We start from the raw sequence: 14,777 nt of genomic DNA, 5'->3' as shown, positions 1-14,777 counted from the left end.
CTGACCGCATGACTACCGACACGAAGGGCGGCGCGGTGCGCGCGCGGGCACGCGACGCGGCACTCGCCGCCGTACGGGGCTTCGTACTGGCCGTGGCGGCCCTGCCCGTCACGGTGCTGTGCCTCACGCTGACCCTTGTCTCCCTCGCACTCATACCGATAGGCGTCGGCATCGTCACCACCCCCTGGATCCTCGGCGGGGTGCGAGACGTGGCGGACCTCAGGCGCAGGCTCGCGGCCGAGTGGGGCGGGGTCCGCATCCCTTCGGCGTACCGGACCGTGCCCGCCGGCGCCAACCCGTGGACGCGCACCCTCACGATGCTCGGCGACCGGCAGGTGCGGCGGGACCTGCTGTGGCTGCCGGTGGACATGACGGCGGGCTTCGTCACGGCGCTGCTGCCCGCGGTGCTGTGCTTCTATCCGCTGGAGGGCTTCGCGGTGGCCGCGGGCCTGTGGCGGGTGGTGGCGGACGGCGGGACGTACTGGTACGGCTTCGTGCCGGTCAGCGGCTGGCCGACCGCGCTCGGCGCCGCGGCCGTCGCCGCGGTCCTGCTGGTCGCCGCCCTCCGCTTCCCGCCGCGCCTGCTGGCCGCGCACTTCCGTCTCACCCGCGCCGTCCTCGGCGCGGACCGGGGCGAACTCGCCGAGCGGGTACGGGTGCTGACCGAGACCCGGCGCGACGCCGTGGACACCTCCGCCGCCGAACTGCGGCGCATCGAACGGGATCTGCACGACGGCGCCCAGGCGCGGCTGGTCGCGATGGGGATGGACCTGGGGACCGTCGAGATGCTGCTCGACAAGGACCCGGCGCAGGCCAAGCGGCTCCTGTCCCAGGCCCGCCGCAACTCCGCCGAGGCCCTGGAGGAGCTGCGCGACCTGGTCCGGGGCATCCACCCGCCGGTGCTGGCCGAGCGCGGACTCGGGGACGCGGTCCGGGCGCTGGCGCTGCGGCTGCCGGTGCCGGGCGAGGTGAGCGTGGAGCTGACCGGCCGGGCGGACGCGCCGGTGGAGTCGGCCGCCTACTTCGCGGTCAGCGAGGTGCTCACCAACGCCGTCAAGCACTCCGGCGCCGACCGGCTGTGGGTGGACCTGCACCACGCCGACGGGATGCTGCGGATCACGGTCACCGACAACGGCAGGGGCGGCGCGGTGATCGGCGCGGGCTCCGGTCTGGCCGGGGTGGAACGGCGGCTCGGTACATTCGACGGCGTCCTGGCCGTCAGCAGCCCCGCAGGCGGTCCCACCCTGGTGACCATGGAGCTCCCGTGCGCGTTGTCCTAGCCGAAGACCTCTTCCTGCTGCGCGACGGGCTGGTCCGGCTGCTGGAGGCCTACGACTTCGAGATCGCGGCGGCCGTCGAGTCCGGCCCCGAGCTCGACCGCGCGCTGGCGGAGCTGAAGCCGGACGTGGCCGTCGTCGACGTCCGGCTGCCGCCCACGCACACCGACGAGGGCCTGCAGTGCGCGCTGCGGGCCCGGCGGCAGCGGCCCGGGCTGCCGGTGCTGGTCCTCTCCCAGCACGTCGAGCAGTTGTACGCGCGGGAGCTGCTGGCCGACGGCAGCGGCGCGGTGGGTTATCTGCTGAAGGACCGGGTGTTCGACGCCGGCCAGTTCGTGGACGCGGTACGGCGGGTGGCGGCCGGGGGCACCGCGATGGACCCGCAGGTGATCCAGCAGCTGCTGTCACGGCGGGCGGCGGACGACCGGCCGCTCGGTCACCTGACCCCGCGCGAGCTGGAGGTGCTGGAGCTGATGGCGCAGGGCCGCTCGAACGCGGCGATCGCCGGGCAGCTCGTGGTGACGGAACGGGCCATCGCCAAGCACACCTCCAACATCTTCACCAAACTGGGCCTCGAGGTGTCGGACGACGACAATCGGCGCGTACTGGCGGTGCTGGCCTACCTCGACCGCGGCCGCTGATACGAAACTCAACTACCGCTGGTCAAGGGGCATTTGAGGCCCCCGGCGCCAGGAGCCCCCGCGACTGATTCGCGAGACGGCTGAACACCTCCGGGGCGGCGTCCGTATGGAAGGGCGCCGCTTCACTCCTGTCGGGCGCCTCGATGCTGCCCCGCAAGGAAGTCAGAGGAGTTCCATGGGACGCAACACACGAAAACGCCGTACGCCGCTGGCCACCAAGGCCATTGCCGCATCGGCGGCCCTAGCGCTCGGTGGGGGCGGGCTGATCTGGGCGAACTTCTACGCCTCGGCGCACGAGTCGAACAACCAGTCGTGGGGAGGCAACCGGACCAAGGCAGCCACTGCGCAGGTCTCGACGATCTCGTGTCCGGACGTGGGCCAGAGGCTGACCGACGTGCCGAACCAGGCACGGGGCGAGGTAGCCGGGGAGCTGTCCAACCTCGACCGCCAGATCACCGACGCCTACCAGCGTCTGGCGACCACGCGGGACGCGCAGACCCAGGACGCGAGCTTCGTCCAGAACTCCATCCTGCAGCCGCTCAAGGACCGGCGGAAGGTGATCCTGGACCGGATCAGGCTGGAGATCACCCGTGTCGGCGGCACCGCGCCCGGCGACCTGGACACCCTGGCCAACTGCACGGCACAGAACGCCAACCAGACCACCGGCGGCGGCCAGCAGCAGAACGGCGGCCAGCAACAGGGCGGTCAGCAGCAAGGCGGGCAGCAACAGGGTGGCCAGCAGCAAGGCGGCCAGCAGCAAGGCGGCCAGCAACAGGGGGGCCAGCAGCAAGGCGGCCAGCAGAACGGCGGGCAGCAGCAGAACAACGGTGGGCAGGCCGGCAACGGCCCGGCCGCGGCCGACTTCGTCGACATCACCAAGGTCCAGGCGAACGTGCAGGCCAAGCCCCGCAAGTCCCGCAACGCGTCGACCGGCACGTTCACCACGCGCTGCGGCGTGAACGCCAACAAGAACCACAACACCGACAACGTGATCGTGGCGCCCGGCGTGACCAACGGCGCCCACCACCTGCACGACTACGTCGGCAACCAGAAGGTCAACGCGTTCTCCAGCAACAACACCTTCCTGCAGGGCGGCACGAGCTGCCAGAACAAGAACGACCTGTCGTCGTACTACTGGCCGGTGGTCCGCGTCCAGGACGGTTCGCAGGACTTCGACCAGAACGCGGACGGCGGCGGCAAGGAGGGCAACGTCGGCAAGATCCTGGTGCCGGCGCAGGCCCAGATCAAGTACGTGGGCAGCCCCACCGGCAAGGTCGTCGCGATGCCGCAGTTCCTGCGGATCATCACCGGTGACGCCAAGACCACCACCAACGGCCTGGCCAACGCCAACGCGCACTGGAGCTGCACCGGCTTCGAGAACAAGGTGCAGCTCACCACGCAGTACCCGATCTGCCCGCAGGGCAGCAAGGTGGTGCGCACGTTCGCATTCCAGAGCTGCTGGGACGGGCAGAACATCGACAGCGCCAACCACCGCACGCACGTGGCCTTCGCCGACGCGAACGGCAACTGCCAGAACGGCTTCAAGGCCATTCCACAGCTCACGATGCGCCTGGTGTACGACACCACCCCGCCGACCGTGCAGAACGGCCAGGTGAAGAACGCCTACGCGGTGGACGGCTTCCCCGAGCAGCTGCACAAGCCGGCCACCGACCACGACGACTTCATCAGCGTCACGACCGGCGGACTGGCCAACAAGATCGCGAACTGCGTCAACCGCGGCCAGAACTGCGCGTGATCCCCTGAGACGCGCGGACGGAAGAAGGCCGGTGGCGGGTCCCTCCCGCCACCGGCCTTCGCCGTGTCCGCGCGGCCGGATCAGCCGCTGTGCGCGTGGTGGTCCGTGCCGATCTCCACGTCGCCGCCGAGCGTGCCGCGCAGCGCCTCGACGACGCCGTCGTCGCCGACGGCGACCCACTTGCGCCCGACGAGGTAGTAACCGCCGTAGTCCTTGGCGTCGTTGATCCACTCGCGCTGGCCGCGGTCGGTGGCGAAGGTGGCGAGGACGAACCTGCCGTCGCCGTTGCGGCAGATGGCCTGGCGGATCTCGTCGGCGTCGGTCTGCATGTTCGGCTTGCACCGCACCTGAGCGGCCAGGCTCTCCAGACTGCCGGTCGCGGTGGGCGGCACCTTCTCGCCGCCCTCGCCGCCCTCGCCGCCCGCGCCGCAGCCCGCCAGCGCCAGTACGGCCGCGGCGCCGAGCACCGCACGTGTCAACCTCATCGTTCCTCCGGTCCTGGTACGCCCCAGCATGCCGCGCGGGGGCACCGGTACGGGACCCCCGCCCCACGGATACGGCCACGGGGCCCGGTGCGCTCAATCCCGTGTGGCGACGGGCACGGGTGTGCGAGGGTGATCCGGTGGACAAAGACTGGGAAGACCGTGTGACCGCCGCCTGGGCCTCCTTCGACGACTACCCGGAGGAGCGCGCGCAGGAGTTCCGCGACCTGATCGGCAAGCTGGTCGCCGAACTGCCCGAGGGCAGCGCGCTGGGCCCGTTCGAGCAGGCCTGCGCCTGGGACTCCACCGGCCACTCGGACCGCGCGGTGCCGCTGTACCGGGAGGCTCTGGCGCGCGGCCTGGACGGCTACAAGGGCCGCCGGGCGCGGATCCAGCTCTCCAGCTCGCTGCGCAACGTCGGCCGGGCGGAGGAGGGCGTCGCCCTGCTCACCCCCGAACTCGACGCTCCGTCCGACGAGTTGGACGACGCGGTACGGGCCTGTCTCGCCCTGTGCCTGTCCAGCCTGGGCCGGGACCGCGAGGGCCTTGCCCTGGTGCTCGGCGCCCTCGCCCCGCATCTGCCCCGCTACCAGCGGTCGATGGCCCGCTACGCCCGCCTGCTGGTCGAACCGGAGGACTGAGCCGCCCGCCCGGCGGTGACCTGGCGAAGGCTCACTCGTTCACCGGGATGTGCAGTCACAGGATGTAGCCCAGCGTCACACAACCACCGCCGCCGGTCCCGGCATCGGCGTGGACCAGGCCGAGGCGGCTCTCGTCGAGCACTACCCGCGGCTGGTCCGGCTCGCCTACCTGATCCTGCCACCCGACCTCCACCGCGGCCGCCGGGTGCTGACGGCACACTCCCTCGCCCAGCGCGCCCTGCCCCGCGGCCGCCGGCGGAAGTCCGTGATCCCGGCCCAGTCCGCGGGCCGGGACGGCGACCCGGGGTACGCGTTCGTGCGGCAGGAGGTCGTGCGCACCGCGCTGGCGGCGACCCGCACCCGCCGGGGCCGGCCGCGCCGGGCGCAGCTCCCGCCGCTGCTCCCCCGGGTGTGGGGGCTGCGGCTGTTCCCGCGCTCCGGCGGGGCCGACGAACTCGCCCTGGACCAGCGGCTGTCCGCCCTGTCCGCCCCGGCCCGCGCCGCCTACGTGCTGCGCGGCCTGGAGCGGCTGCCGGACGCCGGCGTGCGCGGGATCCTCACGTCCGCCGGGGTCGTCCGGCCGGAGGCCGCGCTGTCCGAGGCCAACGGGGTGCCCGTGCAGGACGCCCTGCTCCGCTCCCCGGAGTTCGACCCCTGCTCGCTGCAGGCCAGGCCCACCGACCTGGTGCGCCGCCGCCGGCACGCCAAGGCGGCGCTCGCCGCGGCGGCCGCGCTCGCGGTGTGCGGGGCGCTGGTGACCCTGCCGGGCGACGGCTGGGGCCCCGACGGCGCCGCCGCGCCCAGCTACGCCGAGAACCCGGCCGCCCGAGCCGCGCTGGACCCCGCCAAGCTGGTCCGGATCGCCCCGGCCGCGTGGAAGTCCTCCTCCCGCACCGACTTCTCGGTGTGGCCGGCGCGCGGCACGCTCACCGGCGACCGGGCGCTGCTGCGCCGCGCCCTCGCCGTCTGGGCCCGGCCCGGCGACACGGTCCGCGTCTCGGCGACCCCGGGCACCCAGACGGGCGGGCCGGCGGGCCCGCCCCAGCTCCTCTACGCGGGCGACGTGGACAGCGCCCGCGTGGTGATCCTCTACGACGGTCTGCGCATCACCCGGTACGCCGAGCCGAGGGACGGCACGGCGGGCGCGGCGCTGGACTTCGCCCGGGTCGACGGCGCGACCGGCACCGAGGCGAGCGCGCTGGTGCTGGGCCGCTCCGACGGCAACGTGCGTTATCTGACGGCTCCCTGGGTGACCAGGGCCGCTCAGCGCGACCTGATGAAACCGGACGCGGCCCCGACGTCGCTGCCCCTCACCGACGGCGTCACCGCGCCGCTGGCCAGTCCCGCCCTGCGGACCGGCGACTGCACCTCGTGGAACGTGCTCCAGCTGACCGGCGTCTCGGGCGATCAGCTCCACACCGATCTCGGCGAGCTGGTGCCCGCCCATCTCACCGCCGGGCGTCCGGGGACCACCGCCGAGGCGGCCGGGGCGGAGGGGCTGCGGGCCTGGGCGCCGTTCGCCTGCTCGCTGGCGACGGAGCGTTCGGCGGGGGTGCGCGGTGTCAACGCCTGGGCGTTCGCCGAGCAGTCGCTGCCCGACGGGAGCGGTGCCGGCCGCTGGGCGTGTACCAGGGCGGAGACCTGGCGCGGCGGCGGTACGGCGGTGCTGGCGCAGTTCCGGACGCCGGGCCGGACCTCCGGGGCGGTGGTCGCCAAGGGCGCCGATGTCGCGGCCTGCGGTCCTCGCGATCCGCAGGTGCTGGCCGGGGTGCTGTGGAAGGCCAGGACCGGGGACTGGTACCTGCTGGCCGCGGGCGGGCCGGACGTCACCGGGATCCGGGCGAGCGGCGGGATCGCCGCGGCCGGTCAGGGGCCGCTGCTGGCGGTCAAGGCCGGGCAGGGGGCGCGGGCCGATCTGTCGGGGGCCCTGAAGGACCGCCGGACGATCGGCGGACTGCGCTAGCAGGCATCCGGCCGCGGACCCTAGTTGACACCGGCGTCAACAAGGCGGCGGCAAGGGGTTCTCAGGCGGACACCGCCTACTCCTGCGAGCAGGGCTTCTGCGGGACCTGTCAACAGCGGGTCCTGGAGGGCGAGGTCGACCACCGGGACGAACTGCTGACGGGCGCGGAGCGTGCCGACTCGATGCTGATCTGCGTGTCTCGGGCCAGGAGCGACCGGATGGTGCTCGACATGTGAACGCCTGCGGCCGATTTCGATCGGTAAGGTGTTCGTATGGGTACCGGGGTTCGCCGCAGGATGGGCGTCGATGAGCGACGGCAGCAACTGATCGCCGTCGCCCTGGAACTGTTCAGCAGGCGCTCGCCCGACGAGGTGTCCATCGACGAGATAGCGTCGGCGGCGGGCATCTCGCGCCCCCTGGTCTACCACTACTTCCCCGGCAAACTCAGCCTGTACGAGGCGGCGTTGAAGCGTGCGTCGGAGGACCTGGCGAGCCGCTTCGCCGAGCCGCACGAGGGCCCGCTCGGGGCCCGGCTGCTGCGGGTGATGCGCCGCTACTTCGACTTCGTGGACGAGCACGGCCCCGGCTTCTCCGCGCTGATGCGCGGGGGCCCGGCGGTCGGCTCCTCCACGACCAACGCGCTCATCGACTCGGTACGGCAGGCCGCCTACGAGCAGATGCTGGCGCACCTGGGCGTCACCGACGCTCCCCCGCGCCTGGAACTGGTGGTGCGCAGCTGGATCTCGCTCGCCGAGTCGACGGCGCTGATCTGGCTGGACGGCCGGCGCGTCCCGCGTGCCGAACTGGAGGTCCAGCTCGTGCACGACTTCGCCGCGCTGGCCGCCGTCAGCGCCACCCACGACGAGGACATGGCGCTGCTGCTGCGCACGATGGTGCGCGACGAGCCGGCCGACGGCCCCTTCGCGGAGCTCGTCGGCCGGCTCGTCGCCCTGGCCTCCTAGGCCGGTCCGTACAGACCCTTACCGGTCGAACTTCCGGTAGGAGGCGTCCAGGTCGCGGATCTCGGCGGACCCGTGCACGCTCGGGCCCCCTTCGCCGATGTGCTCGCGGAGCAGCTCCAGCACGGCCTCGGTGAGCCGCGCCTTCGTCTCGTCGCTGCGGCCGGCGAGGAGCCCGATGGTCACGTGCACGACGGCGTGCCCGTGTTCCGCCGGGTCCTCGTACCCGTACGCCGTCTCCGCGCTCGGCCGGAACTGCGTCTTGCAGGCCGCCGGCTTGGCCGCCGCGATGTCGACGGCCGCCTCGTGCAGCGCCCGGGCGAACCCGGCGCGGTCGAAGGCGTCCTCCAGCGTGCGGGAGTAGTCGACGGTGATCTGCGGCATGAGCACTCCTGTTCTCGGCGTCGGCCCTCACCCTAGGACCTGTGCCCGATCACCCGAGCCGGCACCCCTACAGCCACACTGTGCGCCGGTATGTCACGCGTTACCACGGCCCCGGCTCCGACCACCACACCTTCACCAACTTGCGCTCCCGCCAGGACGGTGACATGTGCGCCGAGCCACGTATCCTTGCCGATGGTGATCGGCGCGAGATCGTGCCCCTGATCACGGATGCGCCGTTTGCCGTCCGCGAAGCGATGATTGCCGCTGTTGATCACCGTGTAAGGGCCGATGAGGCAGTGGTCGCCCAGGGTGACCGGAGCCGGCGCCGTGATGTTCACCCCTCGGTTGATGAATACCTCCGTGCCAATGAGGATGTTCGATGGGTAGTGCATGGTGACGTCCGGGAACACACACAGCAGATCACCACAGCCGGGCAGTGTCCGGCCGTAGAACCACGACCGCATCTCGAGGTCGAGACCGACCGACGAGGTCCGGGCCAGGCGGTCCTGCAACAGGTGCCAACTGTGTGATCCAGTGCGCACCGATGCGATCAGCCGGCGCAGAACCAGGAATTCGAGGCGCCGCCGGACCTGATGTGCCTGATAGAGCGGTTGTCGCGGATGGCGGCCACTCTCGTAGGCGGCCATCTCCTTTCTCACGGGGACGGGATCCTGCCGACCGTGAGAGGCCGCAGATCGAGGCACAGCGGCTCAAGGAACGGAACTCCCTCGGTGAAGATCTCCTCGACACCGATCCGACCCAGGACGTACAGGGCCGTCCGGATCCATCCGTTGTGGCTGACTGCGGCGGGGCTGCCCTCCTGACTGACACCCGCCAGATCCCGGAGAAATGCGCGGATGCGCCTCTCGAAGGTGGCCAGGTCCTCACCACCGGGCGGAGTGAAACGCGGGTCGAGGACACCGTTGTCAAGGAAGGCCGCAGGATAGTCGGCTCGCACCCGCTCCTGGGACTGGCCGGCCCACTCACCGAGATCCCGTTCAGCGAGTCTGGAATCCGTCCGGATGAGTCCCGTGGGAAAGAGCGCCCGCGCCGTCGCCGAGGCCCGCTGCAGGGGTGAGGTGAAGATCGGTGTGCAGCCCAGTGCACTGAAGGCGGCCGAACGTGCCGCCGCCAGCCGAAGCCCGTCCGCCGTTGCCGGGACGTCCTTGCTGCCCATGAAGACATGAGCACCGTTGGACTCCGTGGGGGCGTGACGCACCATGGTGAGCGACTGACCGGTCATGAGCGGTCCCCCGACTTCGTCCGGAAGCCTGCGGCGAGGTGGGCCGCCACATCCTCGACCGCCTTCCGCGCCCGCGCGATGGCCCGGGTCTGCATGGCGAAGCCGTGCATCTGGTCGGCGAAATGCCAGTGCTCCGTCCGCACTCCAGCCTCCTTGAGTCGTTGGGCGTAGGCGATTCCCTCGTCCCGCAGCGGATCGAACTCGGCGGTGAGTACGAGCGCCGGAGGCAAGCCCGCCAGGCTGAGGGCTCGTAGCGGGAACAGGTGAGCGTCGTCCCGTGACCAGGTCGCCGGCAGGTAGTTGTCCCACGACCACTGCATGAAGGGCAGGTTGAGCGAATAGCCTGTTGCTCGTGTGACGTACGAGGCGGTCCGCGGGTCGAGGTAGTCGGTGACGGGGTAGAACAGCACTTGTTGGGTGATTGCGGGGCCGCCGTGATCGCGGGCCTTCAGCGCCAGCGCCGCGGCAAGGGTGCCCCCCGAACTGTCGCCGACCACCGCGATCCTGCTGCGGTTCACGGCCAGTCCGTGCTGGTCACCGGCAGCCCACAGGAGGGCAGTCCAAGCGTCGTCTGCGGCGGCGGGATATTTGTGTTCGGGTGCGCGCCGGTAGTCGACGGCGAGGACGACGCTGTGCGATCCGTTGGCAAGCAGAGTGCAGAGTCTGTCGTGTGTGTCGAGGTCGTTGACGGTCCAGCCACCGCCGTGGAAGAAGAGCACGAGCGGAAGGGTTTCGGCGGGAGCCGGATGATAGAGACGCGCCGGGATACCGCCGTGCTCCGCAGGGATACGGAGATCCTCGATCTTGTCGATGGGTTCCGGATCACCCTTGATGAAGGCGGCTCGCATCCTTTCGCGTGCCTCTTGATGCGGCAGTGTGTAGACGGGTGGCAGGCCGCTGGCCGCCGCCGCGTCGAGGAGTGCTTGGGCTTCTGGGTCGAGCGTGCTCATCGTTCCTCTTGGGTGCGGTGGTAGGAGTACACCTGGTGGAGTTCCGCCTCGACAGTGCCCGGGCAGTCATCGAGGATTCTCGGCAGATCGGTGTCCCGGTCGAAGTCTCGGATGGCCACGAAGTCGCGACCTGCGAGGGACTCATCCAGCTTCAAGCGCCGGCCGCCCATGACGAGGTGGTCGTCGTCGTAGGCGAGGTCCAGCGGTTCCAGCGCCCGGACTCCTAGGCCGTGCGGCGTCAGTGTCACCGGACCGTTCAGCGTGTTCGTGCGGTTGTCACCGTCCGTGTGGGCGCGAATCAGATAGAGCGGGGCGCCGGGGCGGGTGAGTAGCAGCGACCGCGGGTTGTCGTCGGACAGCCACTGACACCCGATGGCGACGGACGACGTATCCGGCATCCCGTAGTGGAGGATGGAACAGATCTCCTCTGTGATCCGGGCCTCCGCGCCGAGGATCAAGGCCGCGCACACCCGCTGCCGTTCATGCTGGTAATGCTCGATCATGGCGACCATGCGGGAGAAGCGTTCGGCAGGCTTTCCGCTGAGGTAACGCAGATACCGGCCATTCTTCCCGGAGAAGACACGCACCTCGTCGTGGTACCAGTTCCCAGGGGAGGGGTATAGGCCGTTGTACTGGTTCTTGAATTCTGCGGCCGATGCGTGGAGAACCAGGTAACGCCCTTCGGGCAGGACCCCCGGTGTGCGATTTTCCGCGAGTATCACGAAGTGGTTGCCGGTGGTGAAGTTCCACACGTAACTGGATTTATCCACCAAAACGGCCCGGGCGGCCTCCACACGCTGCCGGAAGTCCTGTTCGTCGGCGAAATCGTCCTCGACCCGAAACAGCGTCACACCGCACAGGTTGACGGTGGCGTCGACCGGCACCATGGGCACCACACTATCCCACCGATAGTAGGCACCCGTGAAGAACCCGCCGTGAATCCTACGCACGTTGTGCGGGAGCCCGAGATCAGGCATTGGGATGATTTCTGCGTCGCAGTCATGACCGGATACCAGGGTGGCCACCTGGGCCAGCAGGTGTTCGGTGGTACGAAGATGCCCGACAATCTCACGCTGGGTGGCATCCGGAGCCTGCAGCATTTTCACGACTGCCTCCTAGTGGGAGTTGCGCAGCTGATTTCCAGGGTCCGAGCTTGCGCGGCGCGTTCGACAAGACCGATTTTGCTGTAGAGATCGGCCGCCTGGCGAAGGAAGGCGCTGGCCACTCGGTGATTCTCCAACCGGTGGTGAGCCTGACCAAGTAGCCATTTATGGTCGGCTTGGTAGCGCTGATCCGCCACGTTGTCGAGCTGTGCGGTCCGCTCGTCGAGATCGCTGAGAATCTGCAGGGTGGCTTTTGGACTGCTGTCCATTGCCAGGCGCAGTTCTGCGACTTGCAGGTCAATGAGCAGTTCCGCGCGTCGGTAGCCGTGCCGCTGCGCGTGTGCCCGTGCCTGTTCGAACAGGTCGAGCGCTTCCTCGTTGCGGGTGCCTGTGCGGGCTAGGCAGACGGCGAGCCAGCGCAGATTCGCACTGTAATTCGCTGGTCCTAGCGCATCCGGGTTGGAAAGGTTGGCACGCCATTGCCGTTCGGCTTCGAGGAACCGGTACTGTGAGAGGAGGTGAAGAGCGAAGGCGTGTCGATATTCGCCGACTTGCTTCTCGTCAAGGCAGTCCGGATGATCCGACAACAGCTCGCGTACTCGCGACAACACTGACTGGGCACGTGCCTGGTTCTCCTGTTTGGCGGCGATGTTCATGTGGTAGACGAGGGCGTCGAACTCCTCCCCCGTATCCGCGATCCCGCGGGCGGCTTCCGCGCGCAGCATGTGGATGTCGGGCTGCGTCGCCCACAGCCCCCGTACGTAGTAGTAGTAGCGGGCACCCTTGGCGATGTCGATCACTTCTTGGTGGTGTTGGTGCTGGGCTGCCCAGGTGAGGGCGAACTCCAGGTTCTGGCGCCGACCGGGCACGTCCAACCGCCGTAGTCGGCTGACGTCGTCCGGGCAGAAGCCGATTTCCCCGGTGAGCTCAATGAAGTACCTCAGCCAGCGCTCTCTGACAGCCGTCATCTGCGGGGTCTGAAGTGTGGCTAATCTGCTCGCCGCCAGAGGGTAGGCGATGTACTGAGGCTCTGTGCAGTCGTTGTTCACTTGCCGGGAGACGAAGCAGTAGTCGGTGAGTTCGGCCAGTGCGTCTTCCAGGTCATCACTGCAGCCCGATACCTGGCGCAGGGCCTCGCGCTCCGCTCCGTAGGGGAAGCAGGCGAGCGTCCCGAGGACGCGGCGGGCCGGGCCACTCAGAGACGTCCAACTCTCTCGGAACAGATCACGTAGGACGACGTCACCACTGCGGTCACCGCCTGGTGCGTTGCCAATCTCCTCAGCCACCTCGCTCAGCGAACGGCCACGTCGCTTTACCTGCCCGATTCCCCACTCGATGAGTCGCGGATTGCCCTGGGCTACGCGCCACAAGACGTCGAGTTCCTTACGTTTGGCCAGAAGGTCGTGCAGTCCCATGCGGTTGAGACACTGTGCGTAGAAGTCATCAGCCTCCTCGGCCGTCAGCCCTGTCATCTCGACCTGGAAAGTGTGTGGGCTCAGGGCGCTCGCGTGCGTGATGCTGGTGACGAGCACCTTGCTCGGCTCTGGAACGGTGATCAGCCAGTCGTCGAGTTCCGGATCTTCGATAGTCTCGTGGTTGTCCACAATGAGCAGCACCGGGACGCGCCGTAGCAGACGACGCACCTGATGCTTTTTCTGCGGGATGTCTAGGGCGACGAGTCCGGAGTAGTCCGCGGTCAGTGCGATGGTGTCGAGCACCCTGCTCAGGGTGGTCGAGCCGGCCTGTTCCCCGTCCGAGACCCATACAGCGCCCTTGAACCGCGACGCTTCCTGCAGTTTCCGAACTGCGAACTCACGTGCGATGGTGGACTTGCCGGATCCCCCGATACCGAGCAGGCTGACCACGGGTAGCCCTTGAGCGACGGCTTCCTCCAGCCGCGCCCAGACCCGCTGGCGCATGACGAACTGCGCGTACGTCGCGGGCGGGATGTTGTCGAGCAGCAGACCGCCGCCCGATGCGTCCTGCGGCACCGGTTCAGACCGACTGGACGATGGCGCCTGTGCGACTGACGGCACGACCGGAAGCTCGTGATTGAGGACGCGTGAGGCCAGCGCCTTCCATTCGGGGGACGGATCGAGCCCCTGCTCGGCCATGTCCTCGCCGAACTGCCGCATCAGAGCGGAGGCGGCATGGCTTCCCCGAACCTGGTACAGCGCCTGAACCTTGATGTGGAGGACTTCCTCCCAGTAGGGGTCCTCCACGAGCAGTTGTTCCGCCGCGCCGAGCACCTCGCCGTGCGCGCCCAGCTCCAGCAGGGTTCTCATCCGTCTCAGATGGGTCGCGCGTCGCTGGTGTTCCAGTGCGGTGATCTCACTGCGGATCAATTGATCGGTCAGCTCGGGCAGTATGTCACCACGCCACAACTCAAGTGCTCGTGCGTAGATTTCGGCTGCACTGCGGAGTTCTGCGGCTGCGCCGTGGCTTTCCGCACGTCGTACCAGGTCGTGGAAGTGCTGGATATCGGTATCGGCCTCCAATTGGTAGGCAGAGCCCCGCGTTGTGATCACCTCATTAACGCCCAGCCTGAGCTTGGCTCGCACCACCCGGACCTTGCCCTCTACGACGTTGAGTCCGCCCTGACCGGACCAGATGATGTCGTGCAGCCGCTGCTTCTCCACAGGGCGCGGCGAGTGCAGTGCGAGCACGCCCAGCAATGCCGCCGTCTTCCCCCGCATGGCGACAGTCCCATCGGGTCCCCGTGCCTCGACCGAGCCAAGAATGCAGATTTCCACGCGCGTTCGCCTCCTCCAGCCCCCCAGGCATGGAACGTCGCGGCGGGAGGACCTGACGCTGCCATGTGTAGGCCGTGGCGCTGTCGGTTCGCTGACGATCGGCTGTCGCTACCCGCGCGAGTGAGGGGACATATTACCGTCCATCAGGGCGACGGCACCCTCAGTAATCGACAAACGCCCGGAACTCTCGCCCCAGCGGGTCACAGAGGCCACTTCCGCCGCCGAGTCAGCGATACGTCAGCCTGACCCACCGTCTCCGACAGCCACACGCAAGCAACCGGCGGCAGGCTGATCTGACCCTCGAACCGCCAGCAGGAGGAACCATGTCCCCCAAGCGCGCGGGCCTCAACGACGCGGCCACGCCTCAGCACAGCGACGACCACCGGCGCGGCAAGGAAGTGCGCATACACTTCCCGGTGCCCAGTTTCCGTCCGCCCGTCGGCACCGGCGTGGTCGGTGCCGGCACCCTCAGCGGGGTGCTGATCCAAGGCGGGATCCCCGCCGACTCCCCCGTCATCTGGCCGCTGGTCGCGCTCGTTCTCGGCAGCATGGCCTACGACGTCGCCCTTCGGGCCGTGAAGCGTCGGGACAGGGGCGTGCGCTCGCGATGAGACGAGGGGCGGAC

Annotated in this window: 14 protein-coding genes and 1 pseudogene; 8 read left to right on the top strand and 7 right to left on the bottom strand. The window is 69.3% G+C overall.

The annotated features are described in order from the left end of the window. Window positions 1-8: 8 nt before the first annotated feature. The 3 genes from ACFQ9Z_RS06040 (at window position 9) to ACFQ9Z_RS06030 (ending at window position 3,674) form a co-directional block, all read left to right on the top strand. On the top strand, window positions 9-1,280 hold the full coding sequence (locus tag ACFQ9Z_RS06040) for a sensor histidine kinase (protein ID WP_383011355.1): 1,272 nt from the start codon (window positions 9-11) through the stop codon (window positions 1,278-1,280). Next, window positions 1,265-1,918: a LuxR C-terminal-related transcriptional regulator gene (locus ACFQ9Z_RS06035; protein WP_383011352.1), complete on the top strand. Its 654-nt coding sequence runs from the start codon at window positions 1,265-1,267 to the stop codon at window positions 1,916-1,918. The genes ACFQ9Z_RS06040 and ACFQ9Z_RS06035 overlap by 16 nt, the downstream gene beginning before the upstream one ends. 175 nt (window positions 1,919-2,093) lie before the next feature. Further along, window positions 2,094-3,674, top strand: coding sequence for a DUF1996 domain-containing protein (locus ACFQ9Z_RS06030; protein ID WP_383011349.1), 1,581 nt, complete (start codon window positions 2,094-2,096; stop codon window positions 3,672-3,674). 80 nt (window positions 3,675-3,754) lie between these two features. Here the strand turns inward: ACFQ9Z_RS06030 and ACFQ9Z_RS06025 are convergent, their stop codons facing one another. After that, the gene (locus ACFQ9Z_RS06025) at window positions 3,755-4,159 is read right to left on the bottom strand and encodes a hypothetical protein (RefSeq protein WP_383011345.1); all 405 of its coding nucleotides are present in this window, start codon (window positions 4,157-4,159) and stop codon (window positions 3,755-3,757) included. A 119-nt stretch (window positions 4,160-4,278) separates the two neighbouring features. Between ACFQ9Z_RS06025 and ACFQ9Z_RS06020 the strand changes: the two genes are divergently transcribed. From ACFQ9Z_RS06020 to ACFQ9Z_RS06005, 4 genes and pseudogenes are all read left to right on the top strand, one after another. After that, a complete protein-coding gene (locus ACFQ9Z_RS06020) occupies window positions 4,279-4,797 on the top strand; it encodes a tetratricopeptide repeat protein (protein WP_383011842.1) in 519 nt (172 codons plus the stop codon). A 49-nt stretch (window positions 4,798-4,846) separates the two neighbouring features. Then, entirely contained in the window at window positions 4,847-6,760 is a 1,914-nt protein-coding gene (locus ACFQ9Z_RS06015) for a hypothetical protein (RefSeq protein ID WP_383011342.1), read from the top strand. Between the two features lie 44 nt (window positions 6,761-6,804). After that, a pseudogene (locus ACFQ9Z_RS06010) lies at window positions 6,805-6,996 on the top strand (2Fe-2S iron-sulfur cluster-binding protein); the annotation flags it as partial. A 36-nt stretch (window positions 6,997-7,032) separates the two neighbouring features. Further along, the gene (locus tag ACFQ9Z_RS06005; protein ID WP_383011339.1) at window positions 7,033-7,722 is read left to right on the top strand and encodes a TetR/AcrR family transcriptional regulator; all 690 of its coding nucleotides are present in this window, start codon (window positions 7,033-7,035) and stop codon (window positions 7,720-7,722) included. 18 nt (window positions 7,723-7,740) lie between these two features. Here the strand turns inward: ACFQ9Z_RS06005 and ACFQ9Z_RS06000 are convergent, their stop codons facing one another. Genes ACFQ9Z_RS06000 through ACFQ9Z_RS05975 form a run of 6 tightly spaced genes read right to left on the bottom strand, consistent with a single transcriptional unit; the run spans window position 7,741 to window position 14,152 of the window. Next, window positions 7,741-8,103, bottom strand: coding sequence for a 5-carboxymethyl-2-hydroxymuconate Delta-isomerase (locus ACFQ9Z_RS06000; protein ID WP_383011336.1), 363 nt, complete (start codon window positions 8,101-8,103; stop codon window positions 7,741-7,743). A 32-nt stretch (window positions 8,104-8,135) separates the two neighbouring features. Further along, the gene (locus ACFQ9Z_RS05995) at window positions 8,136-8,750 is read right to left on the bottom strand and encodes an acyltransferase (RefSeq protein ID WP_383011331.1); all 615 of its coding nucleotides are present in this window, start codon (window positions 8,748-8,750) and stop codon (window positions 8,136-8,138) included. Between the two features lie 8 nt (window positions 8,751-8,758). After that, window positions 8,759-9,346 (bottom strand): histidine phosphatase family protein, encoded by a 588-nt coding sequence (locus tag ACFQ9Z_RS05990; RefSeq protein WP_383011328.1) that lies wholly within the window; start codon window positions 9,344-9,346, stop codon window positions 8,759-8,761. Then, window positions 9,343-10,296, bottom strand: a complete 954-nt coding sequence (locus ACFQ9Z_RS05985; protein ID WP_383011324.1) for an alpha/beta hydrolase — start codon at window positions 10,294-10,296, stop codon at window positions 9,343-9,345. The genes ACFQ9Z_RS05990 and ACFQ9Z_RS05985 overlap by 4 nt, the downstream gene beginning before the upstream one ends. After that, a complete protein-coding gene (locus tag ACFQ9Z_RS05980; protein WP_383011321.1) occupies window positions 10,293-11,402 on the bottom strand; it encodes a hypothetical protein in 1,110 nt (369 codons plus the stop codon). The genes ACFQ9Z_RS05985 and ACFQ9Z_RS05980 overlap by 4 nt, the downstream gene beginning before the upstream one ends. After that, window positions 11,399-14,152 (bottom strand): BTAD domain-containing putative transcriptional regulator, encoded by a 2,754-nt coding sequence (locus ACFQ9Z_RS05975; RefSeq protein WP_383011318.1) that lies wholly within the window; start codon window positions 14,150-14,152, stop codon window positions 11,399-11,401. Before ACFQ9Z_RS05975 ends, ACFQ9Z_RS05980 begins: the two co-directional genes overlap by 4 nt. Window positions 14,153-14,475: 323 nt before the next feature. On the opposite strand from ACFQ9Z_RS05975, the gene ACFQ9Z_RS05970 reads away from it, so the two are divergent. After that, entirely contained in the window at window positions 14,476-14,763 is a 288-nt protein-coding gene (locus tag ACFQ9Z_RS05970) for a hypothetical protein (RefSeq protein WP_383011315.1), read from the top strand. Window positions 14,764-14,777: the final 14 nt, after the last annotated feature.

Source organism: Streptomyces sp. NPDC056580 (assembly GCF_042793175.1).
In the GTDB taxonomy this organism is placed as follows: domain Bacteria; phylum Actinomycetota; class Actinomycetes; order Streptomycetales; family Streptomycetaceae; genus Streptomyces.
This window is presented reverse-complemented; position numbering and strand designations above follow the sequence as displayed.

Bases quoted from the DNA above. Each gene is read 5' to 3' on its own strand.
- ACFQ9Z_RS05985 (WP_383011324.1), bottom strand. From the start codon at position 10,296: ATGAGCACGCTCGACCCAGAAGCCCAAGCACTCCTCGACGCGGCGGCG.
- ACFQ9Z_RS06025 (WP_383011345.1), bottom strand. From the start codon at position 4,159: ATGAGGTTGACACGTGCGGTGCTCGGCGCCGCGGCCGTACTGGCGCTG.
- ACFQ9Z_RS06030 (WP_383011349.1), top strand. From the start codon at position 2,094: ATGGGACGCAACACACGAAAACGCCGTACGCCGCTGGCCACCAAGGCC.
- ACFQ9Z_RS05995 (WP_383011331.1), bottom strand. From the start codon at position 8,750: ATGGCCGCCTACGAGAGTGGCCGCCATCCGCGACAACCGCTCTATCAG.
- ACFQ9Z_RS06000 (WP_383011336.1), bottom strand. From the start codon at position 8,103: ATGCCGCAGATCACCGTCGACTACTCCCGCACGCTGGAGGACGCCTTC.
- ACFQ9Z_RS06005 (WP_383011339.1), top strand. From the start codon at position 7,033: ATGGGTACCGGGGTTCGCCGCAGGATGGGCGTCGATGAGCGACGGCAG.
- ACFQ9Z_RS05970 (WP_383011315.1), top strand. From the start codon at position 14,476: ATGTCCCCCAAGCGCGCGGGCCTCAACGACGCGGCCACGCCTCAGCAC.
- ACFQ9Z_RS05990 (WP_383011328.1), bottom strand. From the start codon at position 9,346: ATGACCGGTCAGTCGCTCACCATGGTGCGTCACGCCCCCACGGAGTCC.
- ACFQ9Z_RS06040 (WP_383011355.1), top strand. From the start codon at position 9: ATGACTACCGACACGAAGGGCGGCGCGGTGCGCGCGCGGGCACGCGAC.